The 26,703-nt window shown below is 45.8% G+C and carries 24 protein-coding genes and 1 riboswitch; of the genes, 9 read left to right on the plus strand and 15 right to left on the minus strand.

What is annotated here, in order from left to right; translation table 11 throughout:
* Nucleotides 1-58 precede the first annotated feature (58 nt).
* The gene (gene rpoC, locus QS795_RS01555; RefSeq protein ID WP_181477894.1) at nt 59-4,282 is read left to right on the plus strand and encodes a DNA-directed RNA polymerase subunit beta'; all 4,224 of its coding nucleotides are present in this window, start codon (nt 59-61) and stop codon (nt 4,280-4,282) included.
* Between the two features lie 74 nt (nt 4,283-4,356).
* On the opposite strand, the gene QS795_RS01560 is transcribed toward rpoC, so the two are convergent.
* Entirely contained in the window at nt 4,357-4,866 is a 510-nt protein-coding gene (locus QS795_RS01560; RefSeq protein ID WP_286272752.1) for a pyridoxamine 5'-phosphate oxidase family protein, read from the minus strand.
* A 658-nt stretch (nt 4,867-5,524) separates the two neighbouring features.
* Between QS795_RS01560 and QS795_RS01565 the strand changes: the two genes are divergently transcribed.
* Together QS795_RS01565 and QS795_RS01570 are read left to right on the plus strand one after the other, a co-directional pair.
* Nucleotides 5,525-6,505 carry a VWA domain-containing protein gene (locus QS795_RS01565; RefSeq protein ID WP_418055365.1) on the plus strand — a complete coding sequence of 327 codons (981 nt, stop codon included), beginning with the start codon at nt 5,525-5,527 and terminating at the stop codon, nt 6,503-6,505.
* Nucleotides 6,506-6,677: 172 nt separating this feature from the next.
* Nucleotides 6,678-7,133, plus strand: coding sequence for a hypothetical protein (locus tag QS795_RS01570; RefSeq protein WP_286272755.1), 456 nt, complete (start codon nt 6,678-6,680; stop codon nt 7,131-7,133).
* 81 nt (nt 7,134-7,214) lie between these two features.
* On the opposite strand, the gene dcuC is transcribed toward QS795_RS01570, so the two are convergent.
* From dcuC to QS795_RS01640, 14 genes are all read right to left on the minus strand, one after another.
* The gene (gene dcuC, locus QS795_RS01575) at nt 7,215-8,588 is read right to left on the minus strand and encodes a C4-dicarboxylate transporter DcuC (protein WP_154626055.1); all 1,374 of its coding nucleotides are present in this window, start codon (nt 8,586-8,588) and stop codon (nt 7,215-7,217) included.
* A complete protein-coding gene (gene pepT / locus QS795_RS01580) occupies nt 8,585-9,838 on the minus strand; it encodes a peptidase T (RefSeq protein WP_318626769.1) in 1,254 nt (417 codons plus the stop codon). Before pepT ends, dcuC begins: the two co-directional genes overlap by 4 nt.
* Nucleotides 9,839-10,409: 571 nt before the next feature.
* Nucleotides 10,410-11,531 carry a 2-iminoacetate synthase ThiH gene (gene thiH / locus QS795_RS01585; RefSeq protein ID WP_154603146.1) on the minus strand — a complete coding sequence of 374 codons (1,122 nt, stop codon included), beginning with the start codon at nt 11,529-11,531 and terminating at the stop codon, nt 10,410-10,412.
* A complete protein-coding gene (locus QS795_RS01590) occupies nt 11,528-12,298 on the minus strand; it encodes a thiazole synthase (RefSeq protein WP_181478648.1) in 771 nt (256 codons plus the stop codon). The genes thiH and QS795_RS01590 overlap by 4 nt, the downstream gene beginning before the upstream one ends.
* Before the next feature lie 2 nt (nt 12,299-12,300).
* Nucleotides 12,301-12,501, minus strand: a complete 201-nt coding sequence (thiS, locus tag QS795_RS01595) for a sulfur carrier protein ThiS (RefSeq protein WP_286272760.1) — start codon at nt 12,499-12,501, stop codon at nt 12,301-12,303.
* The gene (locus QS795_RS01600; RefSeq protein ID WP_181477897.1) at nt 12,489-13,247 is read right to left on the minus strand and encodes a HesA/MoeB/ThiF family protein; all 759 of its coding nucleotides are present in this window, start codon (nt 13,245-13,247) and stop codon (nt 12,489-12,491) included. The genes thiS and QS795_RS01600 overlap by 13 nt, the downstream gene beginning before the upstream one ends.
* On the minus strand, nt 13,237-13,914 hold the full coding sequence (gene thiE, locus QS795_RS01605; RefSeq protein WP_318626770.1) for a thiamine phosphate synthase: 678 nt from the start codon (nt 13,912-13,914) through the stop codon (nt 13,237-13,239). The genes QS795_RS01600 and thiE overlap by 11 nt, the downstream gene beginning before the upstream one ends.
* A complete protein-coding gene (gene thiC, locus QS795_RS01610) occupies nt 13,898-15,865 on the minus strand; it encodes a phosphomethylpyrimidine synthase ThiC (RefSeq protein ID WP_286272766.1) in 1,968 nt (655 codons plus the stop codon). The genes thiE and thiC overlap by 17 nt, the downstream gene beginning before the upstream one ends.
* A 147-nt stretch (nt 15,866-16,012) precedes the next feature.
* A riboswitch (TPP riboswitch) is annotated at nt 16,013-16,125 on the minus strand.
* A 321-nt stretch (nt 16,126-16,446) separates the two neighbouring features.
* Nucleotides 16,447-17,124 carry an HAD family hydrolase gene (locus QS795_RS01615; RefSeq protein WP_286272767.1) on the minus strand — a complete coding sequence of 226 codons (678 nt, stop codon included), beginning with the start codon at nt 17,122-17,124 and terminating at the stop codon, nt 16,447-16,449.
* Between the two features lie 32 nt (nt 17,125-17,156).
* Nucleotides 17,157-18,173, minus strand: coding sequence for an ABC transporter ATP-binding protein (locus QS795_RS01620; protein ID WP_154626071.1), 1,017 nt, complete (start codon nt 18,171-18,173; stop codon nt 17,157-17,159).
* Nucleotides 18,170-18,985 (minus strand): ABC transporter permease, encoded by an 816-nt coding sequence (locus QS795_RS01625; RefSeq protein WP_318626772.1) that lies wholly within the window; start codon nt 18,983-18,985, stop codon nt 18,170-18,172. Before QS795_RS01625 ends, QS795_RS01620 begins: the two co-directional genes overlap by 4 nt.
* Nucleotides 18,972-19,874 (minus strand): ABC transporter permease, encoded by a 903-nt coding sequence (locus QS795_RS01630; protein ID WP_154638831.1) that lies wholly within the window; start codon nt 19,872-19,874, stop codon nt 18,972-18,974. The genes QS795_RS01625 and QS795_RS01630 overlap by 14 nt, the downstream gene beginning before the upstream one ends.
* Nucleotides 19,874-20,692, minus strand: a complete 819-nt coding sequence (locus tag QS795_RS01635) for an alkaline phosphatase family protein (RefSeq protein ID WP_154603137.1) — start codon at nt 20,690-20,692, stop codon at nt 19,874-19,876. Before QS795_RS01635 ends, QS795_RS01630 begins: the two co-directional genes overlap by 1 nt.
* Before the next feature lie 24 nt (nt 20,693-20,716).
* Nucleotides 20,717-21,769, minus strand: a complete 1,053-nt coding sequence (locus tag QS795_RS01640) for an ABC transporter substrate-binding protein (RefSeq protein WP_154626077.1) — start codon at nt 21,767-21,769, stop codon at nt 20,717-20,719.
* 226 nt (nt 21,770-21,995) lie between these two features.
* On the opposite strand from QS795_RS01640, the gene nudC reads away from it, so the two are divergent.
* The 6 genes from nudC (at nt 21,996) to QS795_RS01670 (ending at nt 26,596) form a co-directional block, all read left to right on the plus strand.
* A complete protein-coding gene (nudC, locus tag QS795_RS01645; protein WP_154626079.1) occupies nt 21,996-22,784 on the plus strand; it encodes an NAD(+) diphosphatase in 789 nt (262 codons plus the stop codon).
* 88 nt (nt 22,785-22,872) lie between these two features.
* Nucleotides 22,873-23,937 (plus strand): uroporphyrinogen decarboxylase, encoded by a 1,065-nt coding sequence (gene hemE / locus QS795_RS01650; RefSeq protein WP_286272776.1) that lies wholly within the window; start codon nt 22,873-22,875, stop codon nt 23,935-23,937.
* 137 nt (nt 23,938-24,074) lie between these two features.
* Nucleotides 24,075-24,746, plus strand: a complete 672-nt coding sequence (gene nfi, locus QS795_RS01655; protein WP_286272778.1) for a deoxyribonuclease V — start codon at nt 24,075-24,077, stop codon at nt 24,744-24,746.
* A 74-nt stretch (nt 24,747-24,820) separates the two neighbouring features.
* A complete protein-coding gene (locus QS795_RS01660) occupies nt 24,821-25,408 on the plus strand; it encodes a YjaG family protein (RefSeq protein ID WP_036953566.1) in 588 nt (195 codons plus the stop codon).
* Nucleotides 25,409-25,607: 199 nt separating this feature from the next.
* On the plus strand, nt 25,608-25,880 hold the full coding sequence (locus QS795_RS01665) for an HU family DNA-binding protein (RefSeq protein WP_006657071.1): 273 nt from the start codon (nt 25,608-25,610) through the stop codon (nt 25,878-25,880).
* A gap of 32 nt (nt 25,881-25,912) precedes the next feature.
* Entirely contained in the window at nt 25,913-26,596 is a 684-nt protein-coding gene (locus tag QS795_RS01670) for a DUF1481 domain-containing protein (RefSeq protein ID WP_154626085.1), read from the plus strand.
* Nucleotides 26,597-26,703 lie beyond the last annotated feature (107 nt).

Consider the following 26,703-nt stretch of genomic DNA (forward strand, 5'->3'; position numbering starts at 1 on the left):
TGGGGAGAGTCGCTTCGAGCACTCACCTGACAGGTCTAACTCCGACAGGAGCCATTTTGTGAAAGACTTAATTAAGTTTCTGAAAGCGCAAACCAAGACCGAAGAGTTTGATGCGATCAAGATTGCTCTGGCATCACCTGACATGATCCGTTCATGGTCATTTGGTGAAGTTAAAAAGCCAGAAACCATTAACTACCGTACGTTCAAACCTGAGCGTGACGGTCTTTTCTGTGCGCGTATTTTCGGGCCAGTAAAAGACTACGAATGCCTGTGCGGTAAGTACAAGCGTTTAAAACATCGCGGTGTGATTTGTGAGAAGTGTGGCGTTGAAGTTACACAAACTAAAGTGCGTCGTGAGCGTATGGGTCATATTGAACTCGCGTCTCCAACTGCGCATATTTGGTTCTTAAAATCACTGCCATCCCGTATCGGTTTGCTGCTCGATATGCCACTGCGCGATATCGAACGCGTTCTGTATTTTGAATCTTATGTTGTTGTTGAAGGCGGGATGACCAGTCTTGAGCGCGCACAGATTCTGACAGAAGAGCAATACTTAGATGCGCTAGAAGAGTTCGGTGACGAATTCGACGCGAAAATGGGTGCGGAAGCAATCCAAGGTCTGCTGAAAAACCTCGATCTTGAGAACGAGTGTGAAACGCTGCGTGAAGAGTTAAACGAAACTAACTCAGAAACCAAGCGTAAAAAGTTGACTAAGCGTATCAAACTGTTAGAAGCGTTTATTCAATCTGGTAACAAACCAGAGTGGATGATCCTGAACGTTCTGCCAGTTCTGCCACCTGATCTGCGTCCATTAGTACCACTGGATGGTGGTCGTTTCGCAACGTCGGATCTGAACGATCTGTATCGTCGCGTAATCAACCGTAACAACCGTCTGAAACGTCTTCTGGATCTGGCTGCGCCAGATATCATCGTACGTAACGAAAAACGTATGCTGCAAGAAGCGGTTGACGCACTGTTAGATAACGGTCGTCGTGGTCGCGCAATCACTGGTTCTAACAAACGTCCTCTGAAATCTTTGGCAGATATGATCAAAGGTAAACAAGGTCGTTTCCGTCAGAACTTACTTGGTAAGCGTGTTGACTACTCAGGTCGTTCTGTAATCACCGTAGGTCCATACCTGCGTCTGCATCAGTGCGGTCTGCCTAAGAAAATGGCACTTGAGTTATTCAAACCATTTATCTACGGCAAATTAGAATTACGTGGTCTGGCAACAACCATTAAAGCTGCGAAGAAAATGGTTGAGCGCGAAGAAGCGGTTGTTTGGGATATCTTGGATGAAGTTATCCGCGAACACCCAGTTATGCTGAACCGTGCACCAACACTTCACCGTCTGGGTATCCAAGCTTTCGAACCAATTCTGATCGAAGGTAAAGCTATCCAATTGCACCCACTCGTTTGTGCGGCATATAACGCCGACTTCGATGGTGACCAAATGGCGGTACACGTTCCTCTGACTCTGGAAGCTCAGTTAGAAGCACGTGCGTTGATGATGTCAACCAACAACATCCTGTCTCCGGCAAGTGGTGAGCCAATCATCGTTCCTTCTCAGGACGTTGTATTAGGTATCTACTACATGACGCGCGACTGCGTAAACGCGAAAGGCGAGGGCATGGTTTTAGCCGGTCCTAAAGAAGCTGAGCGTGTTTACCGTTCAGGTCATGCTTCACTGCATGCCCGCGTTAAAGTTCGTATCACTGAAGAAGTGAAAGACAGCGAAGGTAACATTACGATTAACACTGGTTTAGTTGATACCACTGTTGGCCGTGCAATTTTATGGATGATCGTACCGAAAGGTCTGCCTTACTCTCTGGTTAACCAGGCGTTAGGTAAGAAAGCAATCTCCAAAATGCTGAACACCTGTTACCGCGTACTGGGTCTGAAACCAACTGTTATTTTTGCTGACCAAATCATGTATACCGGTTTTGCCTACGCGGCACGTTCTGGTGCATCGGTTGGTATCGACGATATGGTTATTCCAGAGAAAAAAGCTGGGATTATCGCCGAAGCAGAAGCAGAAGTTGCAGAAATTCAGGAACAGTTCCAGTCTGGTCTGGTTACAGCAGGCGAACGTTACAACAAAGTTATCGATATCTGGGCAGCAGCAAACGAACGTGTTGCTAAAGCGATGATGGAAAACTTGTCTACTGAAGCAGTCATTAACCGTGACGGCCAAGAAGAACAACAAGTTTCCTTCAACAGTATCTTTATGATGGCCGACTCCGGTGCTCGTGGTTCTGCAGCGCAGATTCGTCAGCTGGCCGGTATGCGTGGTCTGATGGCTAAGCCAGATGGCTCCATCATCGAAACGCCAATCACGGCGAACTTCCGTGAAGGTCTGAACGTTCTCCAGTACTTTATTTCTACCCACGGTGCTCGTAAAGGTCTTGCGGATACCGCATTGAAAACTGCGAACTCCGGTTATCTGACTCGTCGTTTAGTTGACGTTGCTCAGGACTTGGTTGTCACTGAAGATGACTGTGGTACTCACGAAGGTATCCTGATGACTCCGGTTATCGAGGGTGGCGACGTTAAAGAACCACTGCGTGAACGTGTACTTGGACGTGTAACTGCAGAAGATATCCTGATCCCAGGTACTGCAGATATTCTGGTTCCACGTAATACACTGTTACACGAAAAACTGTGTGACCTGTTAGAAGCTAACTCTGTTGACAGTGTGAAAGTACGTTCCGTAGTAAGTTGTGAAACTGACTTCGGTGTGTGTGCTCACTGTTATGGTCGTGACCTTGCTCGTGGTCATATCATCAACAAAGGTGAAGCTATCGGTGTTATCGCGGCACAATCAATCGGTGAGCCGGGTACACAGCTGACGATGCGTACGTTCCACATCGGTGGTGCGGCATCTCGTGCGGCAGCAGAATCTAGCATCCAAGTTCGTAACACAGGTACGTTGAAACTGTTCAACGCGAAATATGTTACTAACTCAGAAGGCAAGCTGGTAATTACTTCTCGTAATACAGAACTGCGTCTGATTGACGAATTCGGTCGTACTAAAGAGAGCTATAAAGTTCCTTACGGTGCGCACTTAACGAAAGGTGATGGTGCAGCAGTTATCGGCGGTGAAACCGTTGCAAACTGGGATCCACATACCATGCCAGTTGTCAGTGAAGTATCGGGTATCATCAGCTTCTCCGACATGCTTGAAGGTCTGTCAATGACTCGTCAAACTGATGAGTTAACCGGTCTATCTTCAATCGTTGTTATGGATACCGCTGAGCGTACCAGTGCTGGTAAAGACTTACGTCCTGCACTGCGTGTAATCGATGCGAATGGTAAAGATGTTCTGATCCCTAACACGGACATGCCTGCTCAGTATTTCTTACCGGGTAACGCAATTGTTCAGTTAGATGATGGCATCGCTATCAACGTCGGTGATACTTTAGCGCGTATTCCACAAGAATCCGTAGGTACTAAAGATATCACGGGTGGTCTGCCACGCGTTGCTGACCTGTTCGAAGCTCGTCGTCCGAAAGAGCCTGCGATTCTGGCTGAAATCAGCGGTATTATCTCGTTTGGTAAAGAAACCAAAGGGAAACGCCGTCTGGTTATCACTCCATTAGATGGAAGTGAGCCATACGAAGAGATGATCCCTAAATGGCGTCAGCTTAACGTATTCGAAGGTGAAATCGTTGAACGCGGTGACGTCGTTTCTGATGGTCCAGAGTCTCCACATGACATCCTGCGTCTGCGTGGTGTTCATGCTGTGACTCGTTACATCACCAACGAAGTTCAGGAAGTTTACCGCTTACAAGGCGTTAAGATTAACGATAAACACATCGAAGTTATCGTTCGTCAGATGCTGCGTAAAGTTACCATCGCGGATGCAGGAAGCTCTGAATTCCTCGAAGGTGAGCAAGTTGAATACTCACGAGTTAAAGTTTCTAACCGTAAACTGGAAACTGAAGGCAAGATTCCAGCTAACTTTGAGCGTGATCTGTTGGGTATTACTAAGGCATCTCTGGCAACAGAATCCTTTATCTCAGCGGCATCGTTCCAAGAAACAACTCGCGTACTGACAGAAGCAGCGGTAGCAGGTAAGCGTGATGAATTACGCGGCCTGAAAGAAAACGTTATTGTTGGACGTCTGATCCCAGCTGGTACCGGTTTCGCGTACCACCAAGATCGTATCCGTCGTCGCCATCTGAGCGAAGCTGTGGAAGCTCCACAAGTTAGCGCAGATGAAGCAACAGCGAACTTAGCTGAACTGTTAAATGCAGGCTTCACCAGCGACAATCAGAACTAATTTCTGATTTGCAAATCGCTTAGTAGAAACCGGTATCGAAAGATACCGGTTTTTTTTTGCCTGCCAATTGCCAGCTATTCATTATTAAGGTAACTCAGTGGCACGGGAATGCGACGACTTTCTTGACTCGTCAACCAGTGAGCTGTATCAAATAACCACCACTGTTCAACAATAAGCTCATAAAAACGTGAATGACCATTTCCTTGAAGTTGCTCAAGGGCAATAGAAGGCAACGCATTTTGAGTCTCATCGAAAAGCGAATTTTGATGAAATTCACGATAAGCATCCGCAGACTCATCAACTGATAATTCACGTGCAACCCCCGTAAACTGAGCCCCATCAAAACCAGCCGAACCAAATTCAGGTAAATGATAATTAAACAGTGTTCCGCTCACTTGAGAGTGATAACGAATATTTTGAGAATGTTGGCTTTGATGTGCGGAATACCAAAGAAACCGCAAAGGATTGAACAAAATTTTGGGCTCGACAGTGGTTGCCCACGGAACATTTTCAGGATTGAGTGTCGCAAAAGTGACGAAACGGGTGGTGTGCAAGAGAACTAAACTGCGCTGCTTTAAACTCATGGGGTCTCCATTGTATGTATATAAGAAGAAAGCCCGCTATTGGGACTTTCGAGATTGGTCGTCGTGTATTGAATTAGATGGTAATTAAGGTGTGTCTTGGGGAGAGCGATAATTAAAAATAGTAAGGCTTGGTATTATTAATATTTTCATTTCATATAGGGTTATAGTTAGGATTAATAATTCAGTTAGGAAATAGTTGAAGCTATTTCTCTATAAGCTTGTGTTTTTAATTGACTATTTTCACGGTGAATAAATTTGGCAATTAAAATTTTGAAGTAATATAGGTGAACAATAACGTGATGAACATTATCTCATTTATTAGGAACTACTAATAATTGAAGGGTAGTGATTGATTCATGAATATATGCTTTATAATTCAATTAATTAGACTTTGTTTTTCTGAAAACACGATGTCGAGTAAAAATATTTAACTAATTTTATTTGTTAATGAATTGATTTTTAACTGAATAAATTAATATTTATCAGTGCGTTGATATTAATTGTTATGTCAATGCAAATGCGAATAAATTAATAATACCGCCCTCGATTGAATCAATTAGGGGGTAGTTAAATACGTCATAAAAATATTATCTAAATATATTATTCAAATATTAAAATCCAATAAGTCAAATACTATGAATTTAACAGGAATATAAATATGGGTAAAAATACAGAAAGTAATGACATTGAAAATAATAATAAAATGACGTCTAGCAGCATGATGCAAAATATGGCTTCGTTTGGAGCGCCAAGTATTATGGTTAATCAAACCTCGCAGCTTGTTACAGGGACGGGGGATATTGCCTTAGATTTGGTCGTGGTGATTGATACTAGCGGCTCCATGTCTGATGAATCTACGGATTTAAGCCAACAAATTGACGCTGCTATTGAAAAAGCGGCAGCAAATTGCCCATCACATTTACGCGCCACATTCTTAGGGATACAAGGTGTTTGGTCTGGTACTAAGTTTGATCAATCAGTGAGTGATTATTTAATCTTAAAAGGGGTTAACGAAAGCAGCCTACAAGCGCGCCCACCTTTTAAAGAGGCTGATGGTATTGACCATGCAGGTAATAAAGAAGATCTTTGTCGTGCCGTTATTGATGTGAGTAAATACTTTGATTGGCGTGATGGCGCTCGTCGAGCCATTTTTGTCTTAGGTGACGAAGGCATGGAGGGAGGAGGTGGCCGACTTACCAGTGCGGCAATAGCCAAAAACAATGAAGCGATTGACGTTGCTCAACATGCTCATGTCAAAGTGTATACCTATCAAGGGACACCGGATGATGCGCCAACCAATCTTGACCGTTTCCCAAGCCTAGCGGATAGAGACAGAGTCACAAAAGAATATGCCCGCCTAGCTGAGCAAACGGGGGGGCGTTCTTATATCTACACCACTGGCATAGCCAACTTCGCTTTAGTCTTGCAAGAAATTCTTTGTGACAGTTTGATCCCTCCGACTATCCCAAATCCAGAGCGTTCAGACTGTGCAAATGTCTGTGACCAACTGCCGACTATCTTAGGAACGGTGAATACGCTAGCTGAAATTATCAATAAGGCGATAGATGCTTGCTGTGGTAACGAAAGCCATCACAGCCACCACTCGCATCATCATTCAGTTTGCCAGTGTCAAAAATAATAATCAAAAGGCCTGCAATTGCAGGCCTAATACTACGACGAGTCAAATGAATATTTGTGAGAAAGATTTTATAAATTGGGATTACTGACTGGTATCTATGATAAAAAATGAATAAAGTACCTCGCTAATATACCGCTCATAACGTTAGTCATAGGTAACAGAGGATAATATTTTGGCGCCTATCACCGAAGAAAAACATGATGGACAAACCCTGCTAGTCAGTAGCTCACGGCTAAATGATGGAACATCTATTATGTTTTATCGAATCGGAACAGATAAGCCTAAGTATGAAATTGAAATATATAGCCATGCTAGTCGTTCCAGCTCAGAAGATATTATATGGCTAGATTATGATGCAGAGTATGGCTGTGGTGATGTCCACTCAGACACTTTTCTCAAAATAGATGATGAGGCAGAAGAAGAATTATCTTGTCACTGCTATTACAGCGGAGATAGCATCATTTTGCATGCTCAGCTCCCGATTAATACTCTTCGGCTTATCCAGGCATCGAATAGATTGCAATTACGGCTATCTATTGCGGGATTGGTCATCAATCACGGAAATCACACAATACTACTCTCCGACAGGATAATAAGTGAGTGGAAACAGATTATTGTTCTTCAATAGGATAAGGCCCGCAATGAATTCCATTGGGGCCTTATTTGTGGTGTACAGATTAAACTCTATGGATATATATCAGAGTACGATTTAGTAGAAGATACCGATAATTGCGCAGTGAGCCACAAAGCCCACCATCAACGGTATGGCAGTTCGTTTCACCACATCGAATGGCTGAAGTTTGGCACCACTGGATACGGCGATTATCACCCCCGAAACCGGAGACATACCGCGCCCCATATGAGAAGCCTGCTGCATTGGCAGGATCATCGCAATTGGGTTAACCCCCATGCTGTGTGCAATTTGTGGGATCAATTCCACGAATGCTAAGAATGGTGCGTTACCAGAACCCATAATAATCGCGGCGGCTAAGGTGACTAATGCGAACACAATCGCCATTGCAAACGGTGGTAAACCAACGGATTCAGCGCCAAGGATTAACTGGTCGATGGCACCACTGACTTTGATCCCGTGAGCAAACACGCCCGCAGCGACTAACAGCCCGACTACGTTACTGAACGCATGCCCCATCCCATTCAAAAAGGTTTGAAAGCCATTACACACTTGCTTGAAGTTACGTACTCGGATGGTTTCCAGTACCATACAAATCGCCATAGCAATCAGTACGATGGTCACAACATCTAGATGAATTCCCTCAAAGAACAGGTTGGAAGAGCCGACCGCCATAATGATTGGCAGCATCGGTAAAATGGCATAGTAGCCCGGTACCGATTTGGTTGTTGCTTCTTTGTCGTGAGACTGGACTGCTTTACCGATTTCAGGGACGAAACCCTGTTTTCGGTCACAATGACGTTGCCAGAAAATATGGGTAATACCGACCACTAGCACCGTGGCTAATGCCGCAGGCCCTTGGTAGTAAAGGACATATTCAACGACAGACATATCAACGGCTTTCGCACCACGGATAGCATCAATCGCGGTTGGTGTATAAGCAACCCCAAGGGATGTTGCGATAACCCCAGCGGCAGAGGCAGGAGAGAGTCCCAAACCAATCATAATTGGGAACATCGTACCCATTAACAGCACGGCTAAGCCTGTCGCCGATGGAATAGCTAACTGTAAGATACTCGCTAACAAGAATGAGAAAAATAGCAGCACATAAGGCGAACGCATATTTTTCAGAGGCTTAGTTGCAACACGTACCACAGCTTCGTTGGCACCGATATGATCCATATAGTGAGCAAAACCCATTAATGCCATGATCATCAGACCAAGATCAGCAGCACGGCTACTAAATAGGTCGCGCATCACTTCAAACGGATCAAGCCAAGTAATGCCCGTGGTTGCGACGCTTTTCGGTAGGATCGGACCCCAGCCTAAGGCTAGAGTGAAAATCATCAATGCCAAACCCGCAATTAATAACACGGGTTCAGCTTTGTATCCCTTCAAAATAAAGCGAGCAACCAAAACAACGATAATCAGAACCGTTAGAATTGGGATCATGCTTTAGCTCCTGGCTTGAAACGTTCAGCCGTAATTTGTACCACTTGTTTTAAAACATCACTGGCGGCATACAGGGATTTCACTGGCAGATATTCATAAATCGAGTGGAAGTTATGAGCACCGGTGAAAATATTCGGGCAAGGAAGTCCATTTTGTGAAAGCGCGGCTCCATCATAGCCTCCACGCATTGGGATCACTTTTGGCGTAATACCACAAGCTTCATAAGCGGCGTGTGCAATATCGATTGGATAACGGTTTTCACCTTGTAAGCTGTTGAACACGTTTGAGTAACGGTCAGCTAAAGTGCAAGTGACACTTTCTGGTCCCCATAAGTCTTCACAGTGACCCGCTAATTTTTTCAGGAATGCCATACGAGCGCGGTAGCCCTCTTCGGTAAAGTCACGCACATCCATTTTCAGCACTGTGCGAGCGCTGTTACCGGACATCTGCTTAACCCAGTAATAACCTTCACGGTTTTCGGTATATTCAGGTGCTTCGCCGCCTGGTAGCATCGCGATAAATTTCTGTGCCATTAGCAGGGAGTTCACCAGTTTGCCTTTCGCGGACATTGGGTGAGCTGATTTACCTGTAAAGATGATTTCAACATCCCCCGCATTCCAGTTTTCATACACCAGTTCGCCAATACCACAGCAATCTAGGGTATAGGCAAAATCTGCACCAAACTCTTTAACATCAAACACTTTCGCACCGCGTAGACCTTGTTCTTCATCAGGAACGAAGCCCACTTTGATGTCCCCGTGTTTGATGTCTGGGTTTTGTTTAAAGTACTGCAACATATCCATAATCGAGGCGATAGCCGCTTTATCATCGGCACCTAATAGGCTGGTACCGTCGGTGACAATGATGTCATCACCAAGGTAATTTCCTAATTCTGGGAACTCACTTTTACGCAGGTAAATATTGAGTTCTTTGTTCATGCAAATATCTTCGCCGTTGTAAGGCAAAATTTGTGCTTTGGTGTCGTTAGTCTGTTCTGCGCTGGTATCTAAGTGACCGAAAAATGCCACTGTAGGCACTTTATAATCGAGATTAGAAGGCAGTGTAGCGGTCACGATAGCCGTATCTCGCAGTTTGATATCCTGTAAGCCTAAGCCTTCTAACTCTTGAACTAACTGTTTGGCAAGAACGCGCTGGCCTTCAGAGGATGGCATGATGCCTGCGGCGCCTTTTTCCCTATTCGTGGTGGTGTTAATTTTTGTATAAGAAATAAAACGGTCAACAATATTCATTATTCTCATTCTCCAGCATCATCGTGATGCATTATTTTTATACTTTCATTATTGCAATGAAGACAAACATCACTTCGTTGCAATATTCTTTTATCATGAATAACGACAAAATAAATATCTGACCAGTTATTTTTTTGATTAAAGACACAGAGTGATTAAAAAAGAGGAATAGAAGTGGCAATATTTAATTATTAAATTAGAATATGCATCACAAAGTACTCAATGGAAGGTTAATTTATCTAGTTGATATAAATAAAGTATTTTTGGTTGGTTACCGCTGGTTATATTTAATGCTAGATATTCAACTTTCCTAACTTAAATTGTTATTTAACGAAGATAATAAAAATTTAAAATTCAGTTATACTATTATAATAATGTTATCGCAGTTTAAAAAACTATTAAAATATTTTTTTAAATATTATTAATATTTTAATTCAGCCAGACTAATGACGTATTCTTTTAGTTTTTGTGATCAGATTAATATTATTATTTAAAAATCAAACGTCATATTCTCCAAGTTCCATTTAATGGGAAATATTCTATTCAATATTTCCCATTGAAAATGGAACCGTTAACGTCCTAAGTAGCCATCCCAATCTTTCCAAACAGGTTGTAACCCGGCTTGTACTAAAGCATGGGCGACTTGTGCTGCACTGCGGTTATCGTGGGGCGAGAACTGCTCTAACTCGGTTTTCGAATCCGCATAGCCTCCAGGTTGAGTTTTAGAGCCCGCACTGACACTGTTAATCGCCAGTGGTACCACATGATCCCGAAAATAAGGAGATTCTCGGGTGGACAGCGACAATTCCACCGTCGGGGCAAGCAAGCGAAATGCACAGATTAACTGAACCAGCTCCGCATCCCCCATCAGTGAGGCGGGCTCGATTCCCCCTGCACAAGGGCGTAGGCGTGGAAATGAAATGGAATAGCGGCTCTGCCAATAGTATTGCTGCATATACAGCAGATGTTCTGCCACCATATAACAATCCGTTCGCCAGCTACTGGAAAGCCCAATTAATGCTCCCAATCCAATTTTATCAACACCCGCTTGGCCAAGGCGCTCTGGCGTTGCTAATCGCCAATGAAAATCCTGTTTTTTGCCTTTTAAATGATGAAGTTGATAAGTCGGCTCATGGTAGGTTTCTTGGTATACCATCACGCCATCTAATCCCAAGGTTTTTAGCTCGCGATATTCTTCGGTTGATAAAGGCTGAACCTCCATCATGAGCGAACTGAAATAGGAGCGGATCACTGGGATATGGCGGCGAAAATAGTCCATTCCGACTTTGGTTTGATGTTCACCCGTTACCAAGAGCAAACTGTCAAAACCAATTTGGCGGATGGTTTCACATTCACGAACAATTTCGGCGTCATCAAGGGTTTTGCGCTTAATGCGGTTGCTCATCGAAAACCCGCAATAGGTACAGTCATTGGCACATAAATTGGAAAGGTATAGAGGAACATAAAATCCAACAGTATGACCAAAACGTTGACGTGTTAAGCGCTGCGCCTTTTGTGCCATCGGTTCGATGTAATGCCGCCCCGCAGGGGAAAGTAGCGCCATAAAGTCATCGAGAGTCAATGTATCACTCTGCAATGCTTGCTCTACATCCGCGGCGGTTTTGCTATTGATCTGTAATGTGAGATCGTCCCAATCCAGCTGTTCCCAACGCTCCCGAAAGCTTTCAATCATTGCAGCGCCTCCAAAAATTGAGTCAGAGGGCTGGATGCCTCTGCTCGCTGTTTGGGGGCCGCAAGCCCACTTTGACGAGCGAGTTGTGCCGCTTCAACTGCCATTTTAAAGGCTTGTGCCATTAATACGGGCTGTTTAGCGACAGCGATGGCTGTATTGACTAGTACCGCATCAGCCCCCATTTCAATGGCTTCGGCAGCGTGGCTAGGGGCACCAATTCCTGCATCCACCACCACGGGTACATTGGCCTGTTCGATGATAATTTGCAGCATCTCCTTGGTCACTAAACCTTTATTGGTACCAATTGGCGCGCCGAGAGGCATCACCGCCGCGCAGCCCACTTCTTCCAGTCGCTTACATAACACGGGATCCGCGCTGCAATAAGGCAACACGACAAACCCTTCTTTAACCAGTTGCTCTGCGGCGAGTAACGTTTCAATAGGATCTGGCAATAAGTAACGGACATCGGGATGGATTTCGAGTTTTACCCAATGAGTGCCGAGCGCTTCACGAGCGAGACGTGCGGCAAAAATAGCTTCTTGGGCATTCTTGGCGCCGGACGTGTTGGGAAGTAACTTAACTCCCAACTCTTGAAGTGGCTGCAAAATACCGTCATCTTGCCCGCGTAAATTAACACGCTTCATCGCCATGGTCACCAGCTGGCTACCCGATGCTTGGATGGCTTGCTGCATTAATGTTGGATTGGCAAACTTGCCTGTTCCAGTAAATAAACGTGACTGAAAAGTGACATCAGCAATTTTTAACATCATTAACCCCCTGCGATAGCTTGAAACAGCAGAATGTTGTCTTGTTCATTCAAAAAATGGCTCTCCCACTGGCTTTTGGGAATGATTATTTGGTTGATAGCCAGTGCTGAGCCGGATGTACTTTGCCCGAGCAGTGTTAATAGCTGGTGGACGGTTATGGGCGATTCAACCTCCATCGGCTGGTCATTGATTATGATATGCATGTGGCTTCTCGGCAGACGGGACACTGTTTTGATCGAGTTAGTTGCAAGGTATTCCATTGCTGCTGCTTTCCATCAAACAGGCGCAGTTTTCCACTTAACGGAGAGGGTAACCCCACCAGCAATTTGATGGCTTCCAACGCTTGTAACGTGCCAATCACACCTACCACTGGCCCCAATACTCCCGCTGTGCGGCAGTTACGTTGAGGCTCTTCTTGGTCGGGATACAAGCAGGCGTAGCAGCCCGATTGAAAAGGCGGCTCAAGCACCATCAATTGCCCGCCAAAGCCAACGGCACTGCCACTGACGAGCGGGATATTGCTAATGACGCACGCGGCATTGACCGCATGGCGAGTGGCCATGTTGTCACAGCAATCCAGCACCAAATCCACCTGCTCCACTAAGGGAAGCAAACTTTCAGCATCCAGCTTTTGTTGGAAAATGCGCGTCTTGGTATGGGGATTAAGCCGCTTTAAACGCGCTGCGGCCAGCTGAGCTTTCGACTGGTTAATATCCTGTGTGTCATACAGCACTTGGCGTTGCAAGTTAGACACATGCAGGTCATCATGATCCGCTATCCATAATTCACCGACACCCGCCCCCGCGAGATACAAACTTGCAGGGGAGCCTAGTCCACCTAAACCGACAATCAATACCTTGCTCTGTTTGAGTTTTTGTTGCCCTTCAGGACTGACATCCTCAAGCAGCAATTGGCGGCTATAACGCATAAATTCGAGATCATTGAGCATGGTCGTTTTCCTTTAAGCGAGCGGTCGATTCAACCAGATCCAGCAATGTTCGCGTTGCACTTTGCCAGTCATCGGCTTGGGTGATGGCACTGACAACCGCTACACTGCCAACGCCAGTGGCAAGCACCGCAGGTACGCGGTCAATGGATATCCCTCCGATGGCCACGGTCGGATAGTCCGGTGTATCGATAACCATCTGCTTTAACGCGTCTAAACCTTGCGGAGAGGAAGGCATCTGCTTGGTCTGGGTCGGAAAAATATGCCCAAGGGCGATATAAGATGGGCGCACGGTTTTGGCAATCGCGACTTCATCAGGATCGTGGGTGGAGATCCCCAACCGTAGCCCAGCTTGGTGAATAGCAACTAGGTCGGTGGTTTCCAGATCTTCTTGCCCTAAGTGTACGCCATAGGCGCCCAGCTCTATGGCTAAACGCCAATAGTCATTAATAAATAATCGGGCGTTATGCTGCTTGCCAAGCGCTATTGCTTGCTGAATTTGATCGCGAACTTGGTGGTCTTGCTTGTCTTTGATGCGCAATTGCAAGGTGGAAACACCTGCATTTAGCAGGCGTTCAATCCATTCAATAGAATCCACAACCGGGTACAGACCGAGGCAATGCTCGGTCGGTGGAAATGGACTTTTTGGGAGATTAAGCGTTTTGTTCATCACTCACGACCTCAGTAATCTCAGCCCCATGATAGAGTTCGCTACCGTGAGCACGGAATGCTTCCGACATCTGCTCCATACCCGCTTCCTTTTGTGCAGCATAGTCACGAACTTCTTGGGAAATTTTCATGGAGCAGAATTTTGGTCCACACATAGAGCAGAAGTGGGCGATTTTCCCTGACGCTTGCGGCAAGGTTTCATCGTGATATTTACGAGCGGTTTCAGGGTCTAGGGCGAGGTTAAACTGGTCTTCCCAACGGAACTCAAAACGCGCTTTGGACATAGCATTATCACGAATCTGCGCCCCTGGATGACCTTTCGCGAGATCAGCGGCGTGGGCAGCGATCTTGTAGGTAATCAGCCCCTGTTTGACATCTTCTTTGTTCGGTAAACCAAGATGCTCTTTTGGCGTCACGTAGCACAGCATTGCACAGCCAAACCAGCCAATCATCGCCGCGCCAATGCCGGAAGTGAAATGGTCATAACCCGGTGCGATATCGGTGGTTAGGGGGCCTAAGGTATAGAATGGGGCTTCGTGGCAGTGCTCTAGCTCTTCGGTCATATTGCGACGGATCATCTGCATCGGAACATGTCCCGGGCCTTCAATCATCACCTGCACATCGTATTCCCACGCAATTTTGGTCAGCTCGCCTAATGTATGTAACTCTGAGAATTGTGCTTCATCGTTGGCATCTTGCACAGAACCCGGACGTAACCCATCTCCAAGAGACAGCGATACATCATAAGCGGCGCAAATTTCGCAAATTTCACGGAAATGCTCATACAGGAAGTTTTCTTGATGGTGGGATAAACACCATTTCGCCATGATAGAGCCACCGCGAGAGACAATGCCAGTCAGGCGCTTCGCCGTCATTGGCACATAGCGCAGTAAAACGCCGGCATGGATAGTGAAGTAATCCACCCCTTGCTCGGCTTGTTCCAGCAGGGTGTCGCGGAACATTTCCCAAGTGAGATTTTCAGCAACACCGTTCACTTTTTCGAGCGCTTGGTAGATAGGCACGGTACCAATTGGCACTGGGCTATTACGTAAAATCCATTCGCGGGTTTCGTGAATATAGCGACCGGTGGATAAATCCATCACCGTATCTGCGCCCCAGCGAGTAGACCAAATCAGTTTTTCCACCTCTTCCTCGATGGATGAAGTCACCGAGGAGTTACCGATATTGGCATTCACTTTCACTAAGAAATTGCGCCCGATAATCATCGGTTCAGATTCAGGGTGGTTAATATTGGCAGGAATAATTGCACGACCGGCAGCCACTTCTTGGCGTACAAATTCAGGGGTAATATTTTCTGGCAAAATAGCGCCGAAGCTTTGCCCCGGATGCTGCTGTCTTAACACTTCGCTGCGAATACGTTCACGGCCCATATTTTCACGGATAGCGATAAATTCCATTTCAGGAGTCACAATGCCTTGGCGAGCATAGTGCAACTGAGTGACACATTTGCCTGTTTGCGCTTTTAGTGGTGCAGGACGATGATTAAAACGTAAGTGATCTAAGCCCGCATCCGCTAAGCGCTGCTGGGTAAAGTCAGAGCTGAGATTCTCGACGGCAATCGTATCAGTGCGTTCATTGATCCACGGCGCACGGATTTTTTTCAATCCTTTGTGAACATTGAGTTCAGAAGCCGGATCGCCATAAGGGCCAGAGGTATCATAGACGGGGACAGCTTCGTTATCTTCAAACTTGGGATTATCTTTGTCACCGCCGATAAGTGTCGGGGAGAGCTGAATTTCGCGCATGGGAACTTGGATATCGTTCCGTGAGCCTCGCAGGTAAATACGCTCAGAGTTAGGGAATGAAACACCGGAAAGGGTATTGATAAAGTCTTCTGCGGCGTCACGTTGCTCTTTTCGTGTGCGTGCAGGCGCAGCTTTAGGGGAAATATCGGTACTCGGTATAACTGAATTATTAGCATTATTGGACATAGCAATTTCCTGACATCGTCACAGGCTATACGGCGTAAAACGCCAATAGCGGGTTTATCGAAAGAAAGTTGCTTGTCTGGAGTTCGGAGGAGTAATGGTAAGGCGTTGCGGCTAGTTTTTCGCCAAATAAATGAGCGAAAATTGCGCTGAATGATTACTCTTGTTCCCTTCGCGGGTATTAACCCGATCAGGTTCCGCGGATCCCGAATTAACGGTCTCAGCCTGATGTTTGCACATGCTAGGCACTCCGACAAGATTCTTCAGTATAAAGTTTCCCCGTCATTCTTCAAGCGATAAGTGCGTTGGCTTCTCTCGGCTACCCTAGTTACATACTTGTGTATGCTCCTAGGGATATCCTCGCTTGCCACCTTCTTCTCACTCGAATAATTTAGGGGAAATCAGTGTATTGGGTAAAAATCCAAAACCTAGAAATTAAAAGTTAAAACTAGGTTGGGGATTAGTTTGCCGCCTTCCTCTAGCACGAATAATTTAGAGGAACCTTTGAAAGGCAGTTAGTTAAAAACCTAAAAATCCAAAACCTAGAAATTAAAAGTTAAAACTAGGTTGGCTAAATATGGGTTTTACAAACTCCACGAATATTGCGGCCAGTGATTTTCGTTGGCGGCTTGGAGCAGGCGCGGGTCACCGTTGACGATAAACGTCTCATCGGCGAAATGACACATTGGTAGGTCATTGGCGGAATCGGTGTAGAAATAAATATACGCATCGGTGATGGGCTGGTGGGAAATCCACTGAGTTAAACGCTTAACTTTGCCCTCTTTGAAGGTCGGGATGCCATCGACTTCGGTGGTGTAACAGCCATTTGAACGCTTAATATCAATACCCATCGTGACATCGGCGCCAAGGCGATCCGCTACCTTCTTCACGATAAAGGTAACCGTTGCGGAGATCACAATGATCGGGATCCCTTGAGATCGATATGAGGCGACGGTGCTTAATGCGTTAGGGTAAATGCGCGGAATAATAATGGTATCCACAAAATCATCTAACCACTCATCGACTTGCTCTGTCTTGATGCCATCAAGGGTCTGCAAACTAAACTTTAAGTAAGTCACCATATCCAAATTGCCCGCGTTGTATTGTGCCATCATCTCTTTATCGGCTTCGACAAAACGCGGGTCGGTAATGATTTTCTTATCCCATAAATATTGCGTCCAAAGTACGCTGCTATCGCCACGGATCAGGGTGTCATCGAGATCAAAAATCGCTAATTTGGTTTGTGTAGATGGGTTTTGCATGGGGTTCCTTTCACTGACTAGCTTATCGTTGACTAGCTTAGAGCTCGAATTTCATTTTTATTAAACATTAACTCAAGGCGTGTGCCTGGTTCAAATAAACGCTCAGATGAGCGGTTGAGCAAGTCCACGGTCATATCCCCCGCAGGCGTGTTCACGCTATAGCGAATGATATTCCCTAAAAGCTGGTGGTCAAGGATCACGGCATCCACAGGCGCCGAAATATGGTTGCCATATTGACGTCCCACTTCGCGAACATAAATGGATTCAGGGCGAATGGCTAGGGTGCCTTGTAAATTCACGCCCAGCATCCCATTGGCTTTTTCAGCGTCCACCAGATTGTAGTGCCCCATAAATCGAGCCACAAATTCAGTAGCCGGCTGAGTATAGATATTTTCCGCAGTATCGCTTTGGATAATCGAGCCTTTGTTCATTAAGAAGATGCGGTCAGACATAATCATCGCTTCGTCTTGGTCGTGGGTGACGAAAATGGTGGTGAGCTTCAGCTCTCGCTGAATTTCACGAATTTGCTGGCGTAAATGTTTACGAATACGGGCATCAAGGGCGGATAACGGCTCATCAAGGAGTAAAATTTGCGGCTTCATCACCAATGCGCGAGCAAGAGCAACACGCTGGCGTTGACCACCCGAAAGTTGGTGAGGATATTGGTTTTCTTTGCCTTGTAATTCCACCATATCGATGACTTCCGCCACGGCTTTATCTCGCTCAGTGGCGGGCATCTTACGCATTTTCAATCCAAACGCGATGTTTTCAGCCACCGTCATGTTTGGGAAGAGGGCGTAGCTTTGGAATACCATGCCCACGCCGCGCTGTTGAGCTGGCTGCTGGGTGATATTCTGGCGGTTGATATACAGCTCCCCGCTGTCGGGTTGTTCAAGCCCGGCGATACAACGCAGTAACGTGGATTTTCCGCAGCCACTTGGCCCCAATAGCGTAATAAATTCCCCTTGCTCAATCGTAAACTGGATATCGGAGAATACTTGGTTCTGACCAAAGGATTTTGTTAGGTTTTCAGCAATGACGTAGCTCATCGTTCATCTCCCGCACGATTCAAGCGCGTTGCTAGCCAAGTCAGCAGCAACGTAAATAGGAAGTAAGACATCACTAGCGCAGAGGTAAAGTGTCCACTAGTTTGGCGCATATTAAACAGATAGATCTGCAAGGTTTCGAAGCGGGTTCCCACTAAGATATTGGCGAATACGAATTCTCCCATTAAGAATGAGAAGGAAATCAGTAAAGAAACCAATAACCCTTTACGGATATTTGGCAGCACTATCATTAAAAAGGCTTTAAAGGTGCTGGCGCCGAGTAGGTGTGCGGCATCCATTAAGTCATGCAGATTGATCCCTTGAAAGCTATTCGCCAGCGCGCGGTACATAAACGGCAACGTGATAGTGAAGTAGGTGCCAATTAAGATCCATGGGGTACCGACCAACATAAATGGCTCATCCGCAAAGATTTGCAGTAAACCGACTGAAGAGACCACGGGTGGGATCGCAAAAGGGAGAATAATCAGTAAATCCATCAACCCTTTGAGTTTTGGAAAGTGATAAAAAACGGCAAAAGTCATTGGCAAAATGACCAGTACGCTGATCAGCAATGTGCCAAAACAGATCAGTAGCGATCGCCCAAATGCCATTAAAAAGCGCGGATCTTGCCACAGTTGTAGATACCACTTGATGGATAGGGCATCAGGCATAATCGTCGCACCCCATGAGCTCGAAATGGAGTAAATAAAAGTGGCGATAATTGGCAGCGCAAGAATGGCGGCAACGGTGCCGAGAACCATTTTATGAAACAGTAAGCTCGGTGCTTTTGGGCTACGAATATTAGGATTTAGCATGGTAGCTCCGCTTTAATAGCCAGTGGTGGATGGCTGTGATAAACCCGAGGATCGCAATCAGCACAACGGACAGCGCGGCTGCCATATTTGGCTCTAAAAACAGGTCGCCAGAGACAAGGCTAGCGATGCGGATAGTGACTAAATTGTAGTTTCCACTGGTGAGTGCGTAAGTACTGGCGTAAGCGCCAACAGCATTGGCAACTAAGATAATAAATGTGCCTAACAGTGCAGGTGAAATGACCGGAATACCCACTTTCAGCCAGTAGGTTAACTTGCTGGCACCCATGGTTTTTGCTGCATCTTCCCATTCAGGCTTGAGTGCATCGAATGCAGGATAAAGCAATAAAATACCAAGCGGGATTTGGAAATAGATATACAGCAGCATCAAGCCACTGGCGCTGTAAATATTAAAATCATCAATCCATCCCCAGGCTTTAAGTTGCAGGGTAATCGCCCCGTTAAAACCTAAGATAATAATAAATGCGAAAGCTAATGGGACGCCGCTGAAGTTGCTTGCCATGGTGGTAAACGAAATCATGAAATTGCGCACTTTGCCTTGCATTTTGTAGATAGAAAATGCCGTTACGCAGGCGATCAGCAAACCAACAACGCTACAAATTAGCGATAGCCATAGGGTGTTTTGAAACGCTTGTAGGTAGAAATCATTGGAGAAAATTTCAACGTAATTTTCAAAAGACCACGCTTCTTCGTAGACAAAACTGTTGAAGAGTACCCAAATCATCGGGGCGATTTGAAACAGGCAAAACAGCACAATAAACGGCACGATTAACAGTGCGGCACGCCAGTGAAAATGTACATTGGGCTTGTTAAACATCGTTAAGCCTCTCTCTTGCTGGCGGGGCTGGTCGTTGGCTGGGATATCCGCCATTAGCGACCTCCTGCTAATAAATCATGGCATACAGTTTTGTCTGTGAATGGCGCACCCAGTAGCTGGCAAACGGTGCCACAAATCGCCGTTTGTTCCATCGGAACGTCGGGGCGATGAGAGAATGCGCTACCAATAGTCAACAGCGGAACTGTACACTCTTCCGGCAAAATACCACCGTGGCTACGGTCGTTATTCATCCCGTGGTCGCTGGTGATGATGATTTGGTAGCCCTGCTCTATCCACATCGGTAAGTAATGGGATAAATAAATGTCTGCTTTGCGAGCCGCATTGCGATACTGGGACGAGTCAAATCCAAACTTATGCCCTGCATCATCGATATTCATGGGGTGGATCAGCAAAAAATCGGGGTCGTGCTGGGTGCGTAGATATTCTGCATCCATAAACAGGTGATCATCAGGGTAGTGGTCTGCTTGGTAGAAGCAACCATGCTGAATCGGCAGCTGCTTATCATGGGTAAATCGGTCGCGGTTCGCCTCAAATGGCGCGTGGTTATACAGCTCACTGACCCAATAGTACGCTGCCGCTGCGGTGGTTTTTCCGGCTTGGTGAGCCAATGAAAAGATGTTCTCGAAGTGAGAAAGTCGCACCACATCGTTGTTGACGATGCCACTTTGAACCGGAGGAATACCCGTCAAAATGCATTCGTACAGCGGGCGAGACATGGATGGGAGCTCACACTCCATTTTATAAAGTGTTGCTCTATCGGCTTTGATAAGACCATTGAGATAGCCCATACATTGATGGGCTACTGAATAACTTAAACCGTCGAGAACAACAAGTATGACTTTTTCAGACATCAGACTGTTGATTCCTAATTGCGATTATTGCTGGTGAATTAATACTTGCTGCTGCCACATTTTCGGTAAGTTGCGTGATGACTTTTCCCAGCCTTCAGCATCTTTAATCGGGTGAACATTTTTGTATTGCTCATCTGGCAGTAATTTGGCTTGGATATCCGCAGGCAGTGTCAGGTATTGAGCACGAATTGGGCGCGCATAACCTTCTGCAAGATTGATTTGTCCTTTATCACTGAAAATAAACTCGCGGGCTAATTTCGCGGCATTTGGGTTTTTAGCAAATTTATTGATGATGGTGGTGTAGCCGGAGATAACGCTGCCATCGGATGGGATCACCACAATAAAGCGGTCGCGGTTGATTTGGTCACGGTAGTTCAGTGCGTTGAAGTCCCATAAAATGCCCACTTCCACTTCGCCTTTTTCGATGTTGGCAACCGTTGGGTCATTGACGGATAAACGCTTCTGTTTTGCTAATTCGCCAAAGAATTCAATGGCAGGCTTCAGGTTATTTTCATCACCACCACGTGCAAAAGCGGCAGCCAATACGGCGTTGTTGGCTTGTGCAGCAATGCCTACATCCCCAACGGTGACTTTGTATTTTCCTTTAAGTAAATCATCCCAGCTTTTTGGTGCGTCTTTGACTAAGTCTTTATTGATCATAAACGCGATAGTGCCGGTATAAGCCAGCGCCCAATGACCGTCTTTATCTTTTGCCCAATCCGGCACTTGTGACCAAGTGGTCGGTTTGTACGGCTGAGTCACGCCTTTTTGCACAGCAACAGGGCCGAAAGATGCGCCGACATCACCGATATCTGCGGTGGCGTTATTTTTTTCAGCGGCAAACTTTGCAATTTCCTGCGCAGAGCTCATGTCTGTATCTTGATGCTTTAAACCGTATTCTGTCGATAAATCCTGCCATGTGCCTTTCCAGTTCGCCCATGTATCAGGCATCCCGACGCTATAAACTTGGCCTTCTTTCTTTGCAGCTTCGATAAGTTGGGTTAAATCGCTGTCAGCCGCAAATGCCATTTGAGAAGCGCTGAGTGACAGTAAAATTGCAGGTACGATAGCTTTCATCTTGTTTCTCTCTGTAAGAGTCGCCGTATTGGTTAGTTGGCATGCTAATTATTCGAGATGACAATGAATTGACAGTTGTGTGACACTTTTTAGATGCTGTGACTTTTAAATGTCTAAAAAGTGTCAAAATCGTGAAAGGGTAGTGACGAATCAAACGGTTGTATGACAATCTATAAAACAAGCGTATCTTTAACCGCAACTCAGCGTGCTGAAATAGAGAAACAGAATGAATAAACACACATTAGCAGGAACCGAAAGCGGCTGGTGGTTTGTCTGCTTTGCGGGTCGGTTGTGGTTGCCCCAAGGTGATGTACCTAGAGGTGCTGCACAGCAGTTTGGATTAACGGGAAAACTCGCGACTCCGATCGGTGAGTGGCAAGGGGAAATTGTCTGGCTGATTGCTGAAAAAATGTCATCGGATATGGCTTCGCCTCGCGTGGTCGCTTCCCAAGATGAAGGGCTATTTCGCCTCGCAGGGCGTGGTGTACAGCTCGCGGAATTTTATCGCTCTCATCGTTACTGTGGATATTGCGGAACGGCGATGCGCCATAGTTCAACGGAATGGGCGTGCCTGTGCGACCACTGCCATGAACGTTATTATCCACAAATTGCTCCATGTATTATCGTTGGTATACGCCGCGATGATCATATTTTGCTGGCACAACACCGTCGCCATTCACAAAATCCGCTGTTCACGGTGCTGGCAGGGTTTGTGGAAGTGGGGGAAACCTTAGAAGAGGCGGTGGCTCGCGAAGTGATGGAAGAGAGCCATATAAAAGTACGCAATATTCGTTATGTCTCTTCCCAGCCTTGGCCATTCCCACACTCGCTGATGATGGGCTTTTTAGCGGATTATGATAGTGGGGACATTCAAGTGGATCCTAAAGAGTTAGTGAGCGCTAACTGGTATCACTATAATGATCTGCCGCTGATCCCGCCAGGAGATACAATAGCTCGGCGATTAATTGAAGATAGTGTGGTGCTATGTCGTCAATTTGATGAAGATAACCACTAATTGCGCTGGCGCTGATATTGTTTCCCTTTGCTGGTATAATATGGCGCCTTAGCCATTTGCGGCGGCCACAATAATAATGGAGTAAATAATGACTGAGTTGAAAAATGACCGCTATCTACGTGCGTTGCTACGCCAGCCTGTAGATGTGACCCCAGTATGGATGATGCGTCAAGCAGGGCGTTACCTACCAGAATATAAAGCAACTCGTGCAGAAGCTGGTGATTTTATTGCTTTGTGTAAAAATACGGAGTTAGCGTGTGAAGTCACATTACAGCCACTTCGTCGTTTTCCATTAGACGCCGCAATTTTATTCTCTGATATTCTAACCATTCCTGATGCGATGGGGCTGGGGCTCTATTTCGAAGCTGGTGAAGGCCCTCGTTTTGAAAGACCAGTAGCCAGTGCTGCCGATGTTAATAATATTCCAATCCCTGATCCTGAACAGGAACTGGGTTATGTGATGGACGCAGTTCGTGCCATTCGCAGAGCCTTAAATGGTGATGTGCCACTGATTGGTTTCTCGGGTAGCCCGTGGACATTAGCGACCTATATGGTTGAAGGTGGCAGTAGCAAAGCGTTCACTAAAATCAAAAAAATGATGTATGAAGATCCAAAAACGCTGCATTTACTGCTGGATAAGCTGGCAGATAGCGTGATTTTGTATCTGAATGCTCAAGTGCGTGCGGGTGCTCAATCCCTGATGATTTTCGATACGTGGGGCGGCGTGTTGACTAAGCGTGATTATCTGGAATTCTCCTTGCGCTACATGCACAAAATTGTTGATGGCTTAATTCGTGAAAATGACGGTCGTCGTGTGCCTGTGACCCTGTTTACCAAAGGTGGCGGTCAGTGGTTAGAAGAGATGGCGGCAACAGGCTGTGATGCGCTAGGTTTGGATTGGACGACCGAAATTGCGGATGCTCGTCGTCGTGTTGGTGACAAAGTGGCGCTGCAAGGCAATATGGATCCTTCAATGTTATATGCGCCACCTGCGCGTATTGAGCAAGAAGTGCAGCACATTCTAGAGGGCTTTGGTCAAGGTGAAGGGCATGTCTTCAATTTAGGCCATGGTATTCATCAAGATGTAGCACCTGAACATGCGGGTGCGTTTGTGGACGCGGTTCACCGTTTCTCTCGTCAATATCACCAATAGCCTTTCATTCCCAATAGCGGCGTCACTTTGCAGTGATTTGCCGCTATTTATGCCTCTAATTTAAGCGATGTATTTACAGGATCTTGTAAGTGCATCATTATCATCTATGATTAATCCTTATTAATAATGGTTCCATGATGGCAATTGATACTCAGCAGTTGCGACAACAGCAGGTAGAGCTAGCTCAACAAGTCATTTTGCACGACGAGTTTGTCCCGCCGCGTTTTATTGGTGGTGCGGATGTCGGTTTTGAGCAAGACGGTACTGTGACTCGCGCGGTGATTGTGGTGCTTTCATGGCCTGAGCTGCAATTGGTGGAGTATCAAATAGCACGGATCCCAACTCAATTACCCTATATACCCGGGTTGCTCTCGTTTCGTGAAGTCCCAGGATTAATGGCTGCGTGGGAAAAAATCCAACACAAGCCCGACTTAGTGCTGGTGGATGGTCAAGGTATTGCTCATCCGCGGCGTTTTGGGGTGGCTTGTCATTTTGGATTATTGGCTGATGTAGCGACGATAGGGGTAGCAAAAAGCCGTTTATGTGGTGATGTTGTCGAACTCAATGCTGAACCTGAAAGTGTCGAAATGTTGAAAGTGGCTCAAGAGCAATTAGGGTGGGTTTATCGCAGTAAGAAACGCTGTAATCCTTTATATCTTTCTCCGGGTCACAAAGTCAGTTTTATTTCCTCGCTAGAGTGGGTAAAACGGTGTATTCAGGGGTATAGATTGCCAGAACCGACCCGTTTTGCTGATGGAATCGCTTCGAATCGCACATTTTTTAAGCGAATGAATGAGAAAATTGGCTAATTATCAGCAAAATATGTGGCATTGGCAGATTTTCAGGTAAACTGCGAAGTATTGAGATTGATGAGTCAGAAATTATGTTAAGAAATCCTATTCATTTGAGGTTAGAGAAACTAGAAAGCTGGCAGCATATGACCTTCATGGCATCCCTGTGCGAGAGAATGTATCCTAATTATCAAATGTTTTGCCAGCAAACTGAATTTGCTGATGCGAAGGTTTATCGTGCCATCCTTGATTTAGTTTGGGAAACCTTGGTTATCAAAGATAGCAAAGTCAATTTCGACAATCAGTTAGAGAAGTTAGAAGAAATTATTCCAGTCGCCGATGACTTCGATATGTACGGTGTTTATCCCGCTATCGACGCTTGTATTGCTTTAGGTGAACTCATTCATGCAAAACTGAGTGGTGAAACCCTTGAGCACGCAATCTTAGTCAGTGAAGCATCGATTCGTACTGTTGCTATGCTTGAAATGACTCAAGCAGGGCGTGAAATGACCGATGAAGAGCTAAAAGTGGTGCCTGCTGTGGAAGAAGAGTGGGACATTCAATGGGACATTTTCCGCTTATTAGCCGCTTGCGAAGAACGAGACTTAGAGTTAATTAAAGGATTAAAATCTGACCTCCGCGAAGCGGGTGTCAGCAATATCGGCATTACTGTCGCGTAAATTTTGCACTTTTAAGTGCGAAAACGTGACTTAAAGCAGTAATGCTGTGTACTAAGACTTCACATTTACCCCTACTCTGTTCTACATTTAGGGGCGAGAAGAAGTGGCTATCGGGGGCGTGTATCAGGGGCTGTCTATCTGGCATATCCGACGCACTCGATGCTTTGCAAACGATAAACACACTGTGTAAGGATAATTTATGAACAAGACTGAATTAGTTGATGCTATCGCAGAATCAGCAGATCTGACTAAAACTCAAGCTAAAGCAGCTTTAGAAGCAACTCTGAGCGCAATTTCAGATTCTCTGAAAAGCGGCGAAGCAGTACAACTGGTCGGTTTCGGTACTTTTAAAGTTAGCCACCGTGCAGCTCGTACCGGTCGTAACCCACAAACTAAAGCAGAAATCCAAATTCCTGCAACAACTGTACCAGCATTCTCTGCCGGTAAAGCACTAAAAGACGCTGTAAAATAAGTACATTGTCTACGAGAATTATCAGAGGGGGTATGAAGTTACCCCTTTTGTTTATTCGCCAAAGGTTGCTGGTGTTGGGAGCAGTCTCAATACTAAGCGCCTGTTCTTCTAATTCGCCTCGACTCCCTGAGTTTAGTGCCAGCGGATTTATTGCCGATGAAGGCGTAATTCGAATGTGGAGACTGAATGATGCGAAGAGTCAGCCGTTGGTCTTAATGGTGGTGTATAGCCCCTATAAACGAACCGACACCTCCGTCAATTTCTTTGAATATCGTGATGGCAAATTGTGGCAGATCCGCAGCCAAGTCCTCAATCAAGGGGATAACAACATCACGGAACAACTGCGCTTTAGTAAAGATAATGAAATTGTGTTTATGCAGCGCGCGCAAAATAATATCAAAACCCCGCTTTCCTCTGATGAAATTAATCGTTGGCGCTTTGAAGCTGACCGTATCTTGAATATTAATACCGCACTGATTGTGGGTGGCGTAGAGCTACATCAAGGGTATTGGAAGCAAGGTAAAATCACCACTTGTGATGGTGAAAAGCGCGATGTTACTTTCGAACCGTATGCACAGAAATGGCTAGATGATAGAGCCAAAGTCTGGACGAAAGAGCTGAATTTGGCGTGGCTGGAGTCACCAGAGGGAAGTCAGCTTTTGATGGTGGCGGATACCAACTTCTGCAGTTGGCAACCTTCTAAAGATTCGCTCTAATCTCACCGCTCGTCGTCTTTCAAATCCTAGCGTTGTTGGCTTCGGTGACTTAACCCAGTCACATAGTTATCTATGCTCCTGGGCATAAGTAACCTCGCCGCCTAGCT

It is taken from the genome of Providencia zhijiangensis (genome assembly GCF_030315915.2).
GTDB classification, from domain to species: domain Bacteria; phylum Pseudomonadota; class Gammaproteobacteria; order Enterobacterales; family Enterobacteriaceae; genus Providencia; species Providencia zhijiangensis.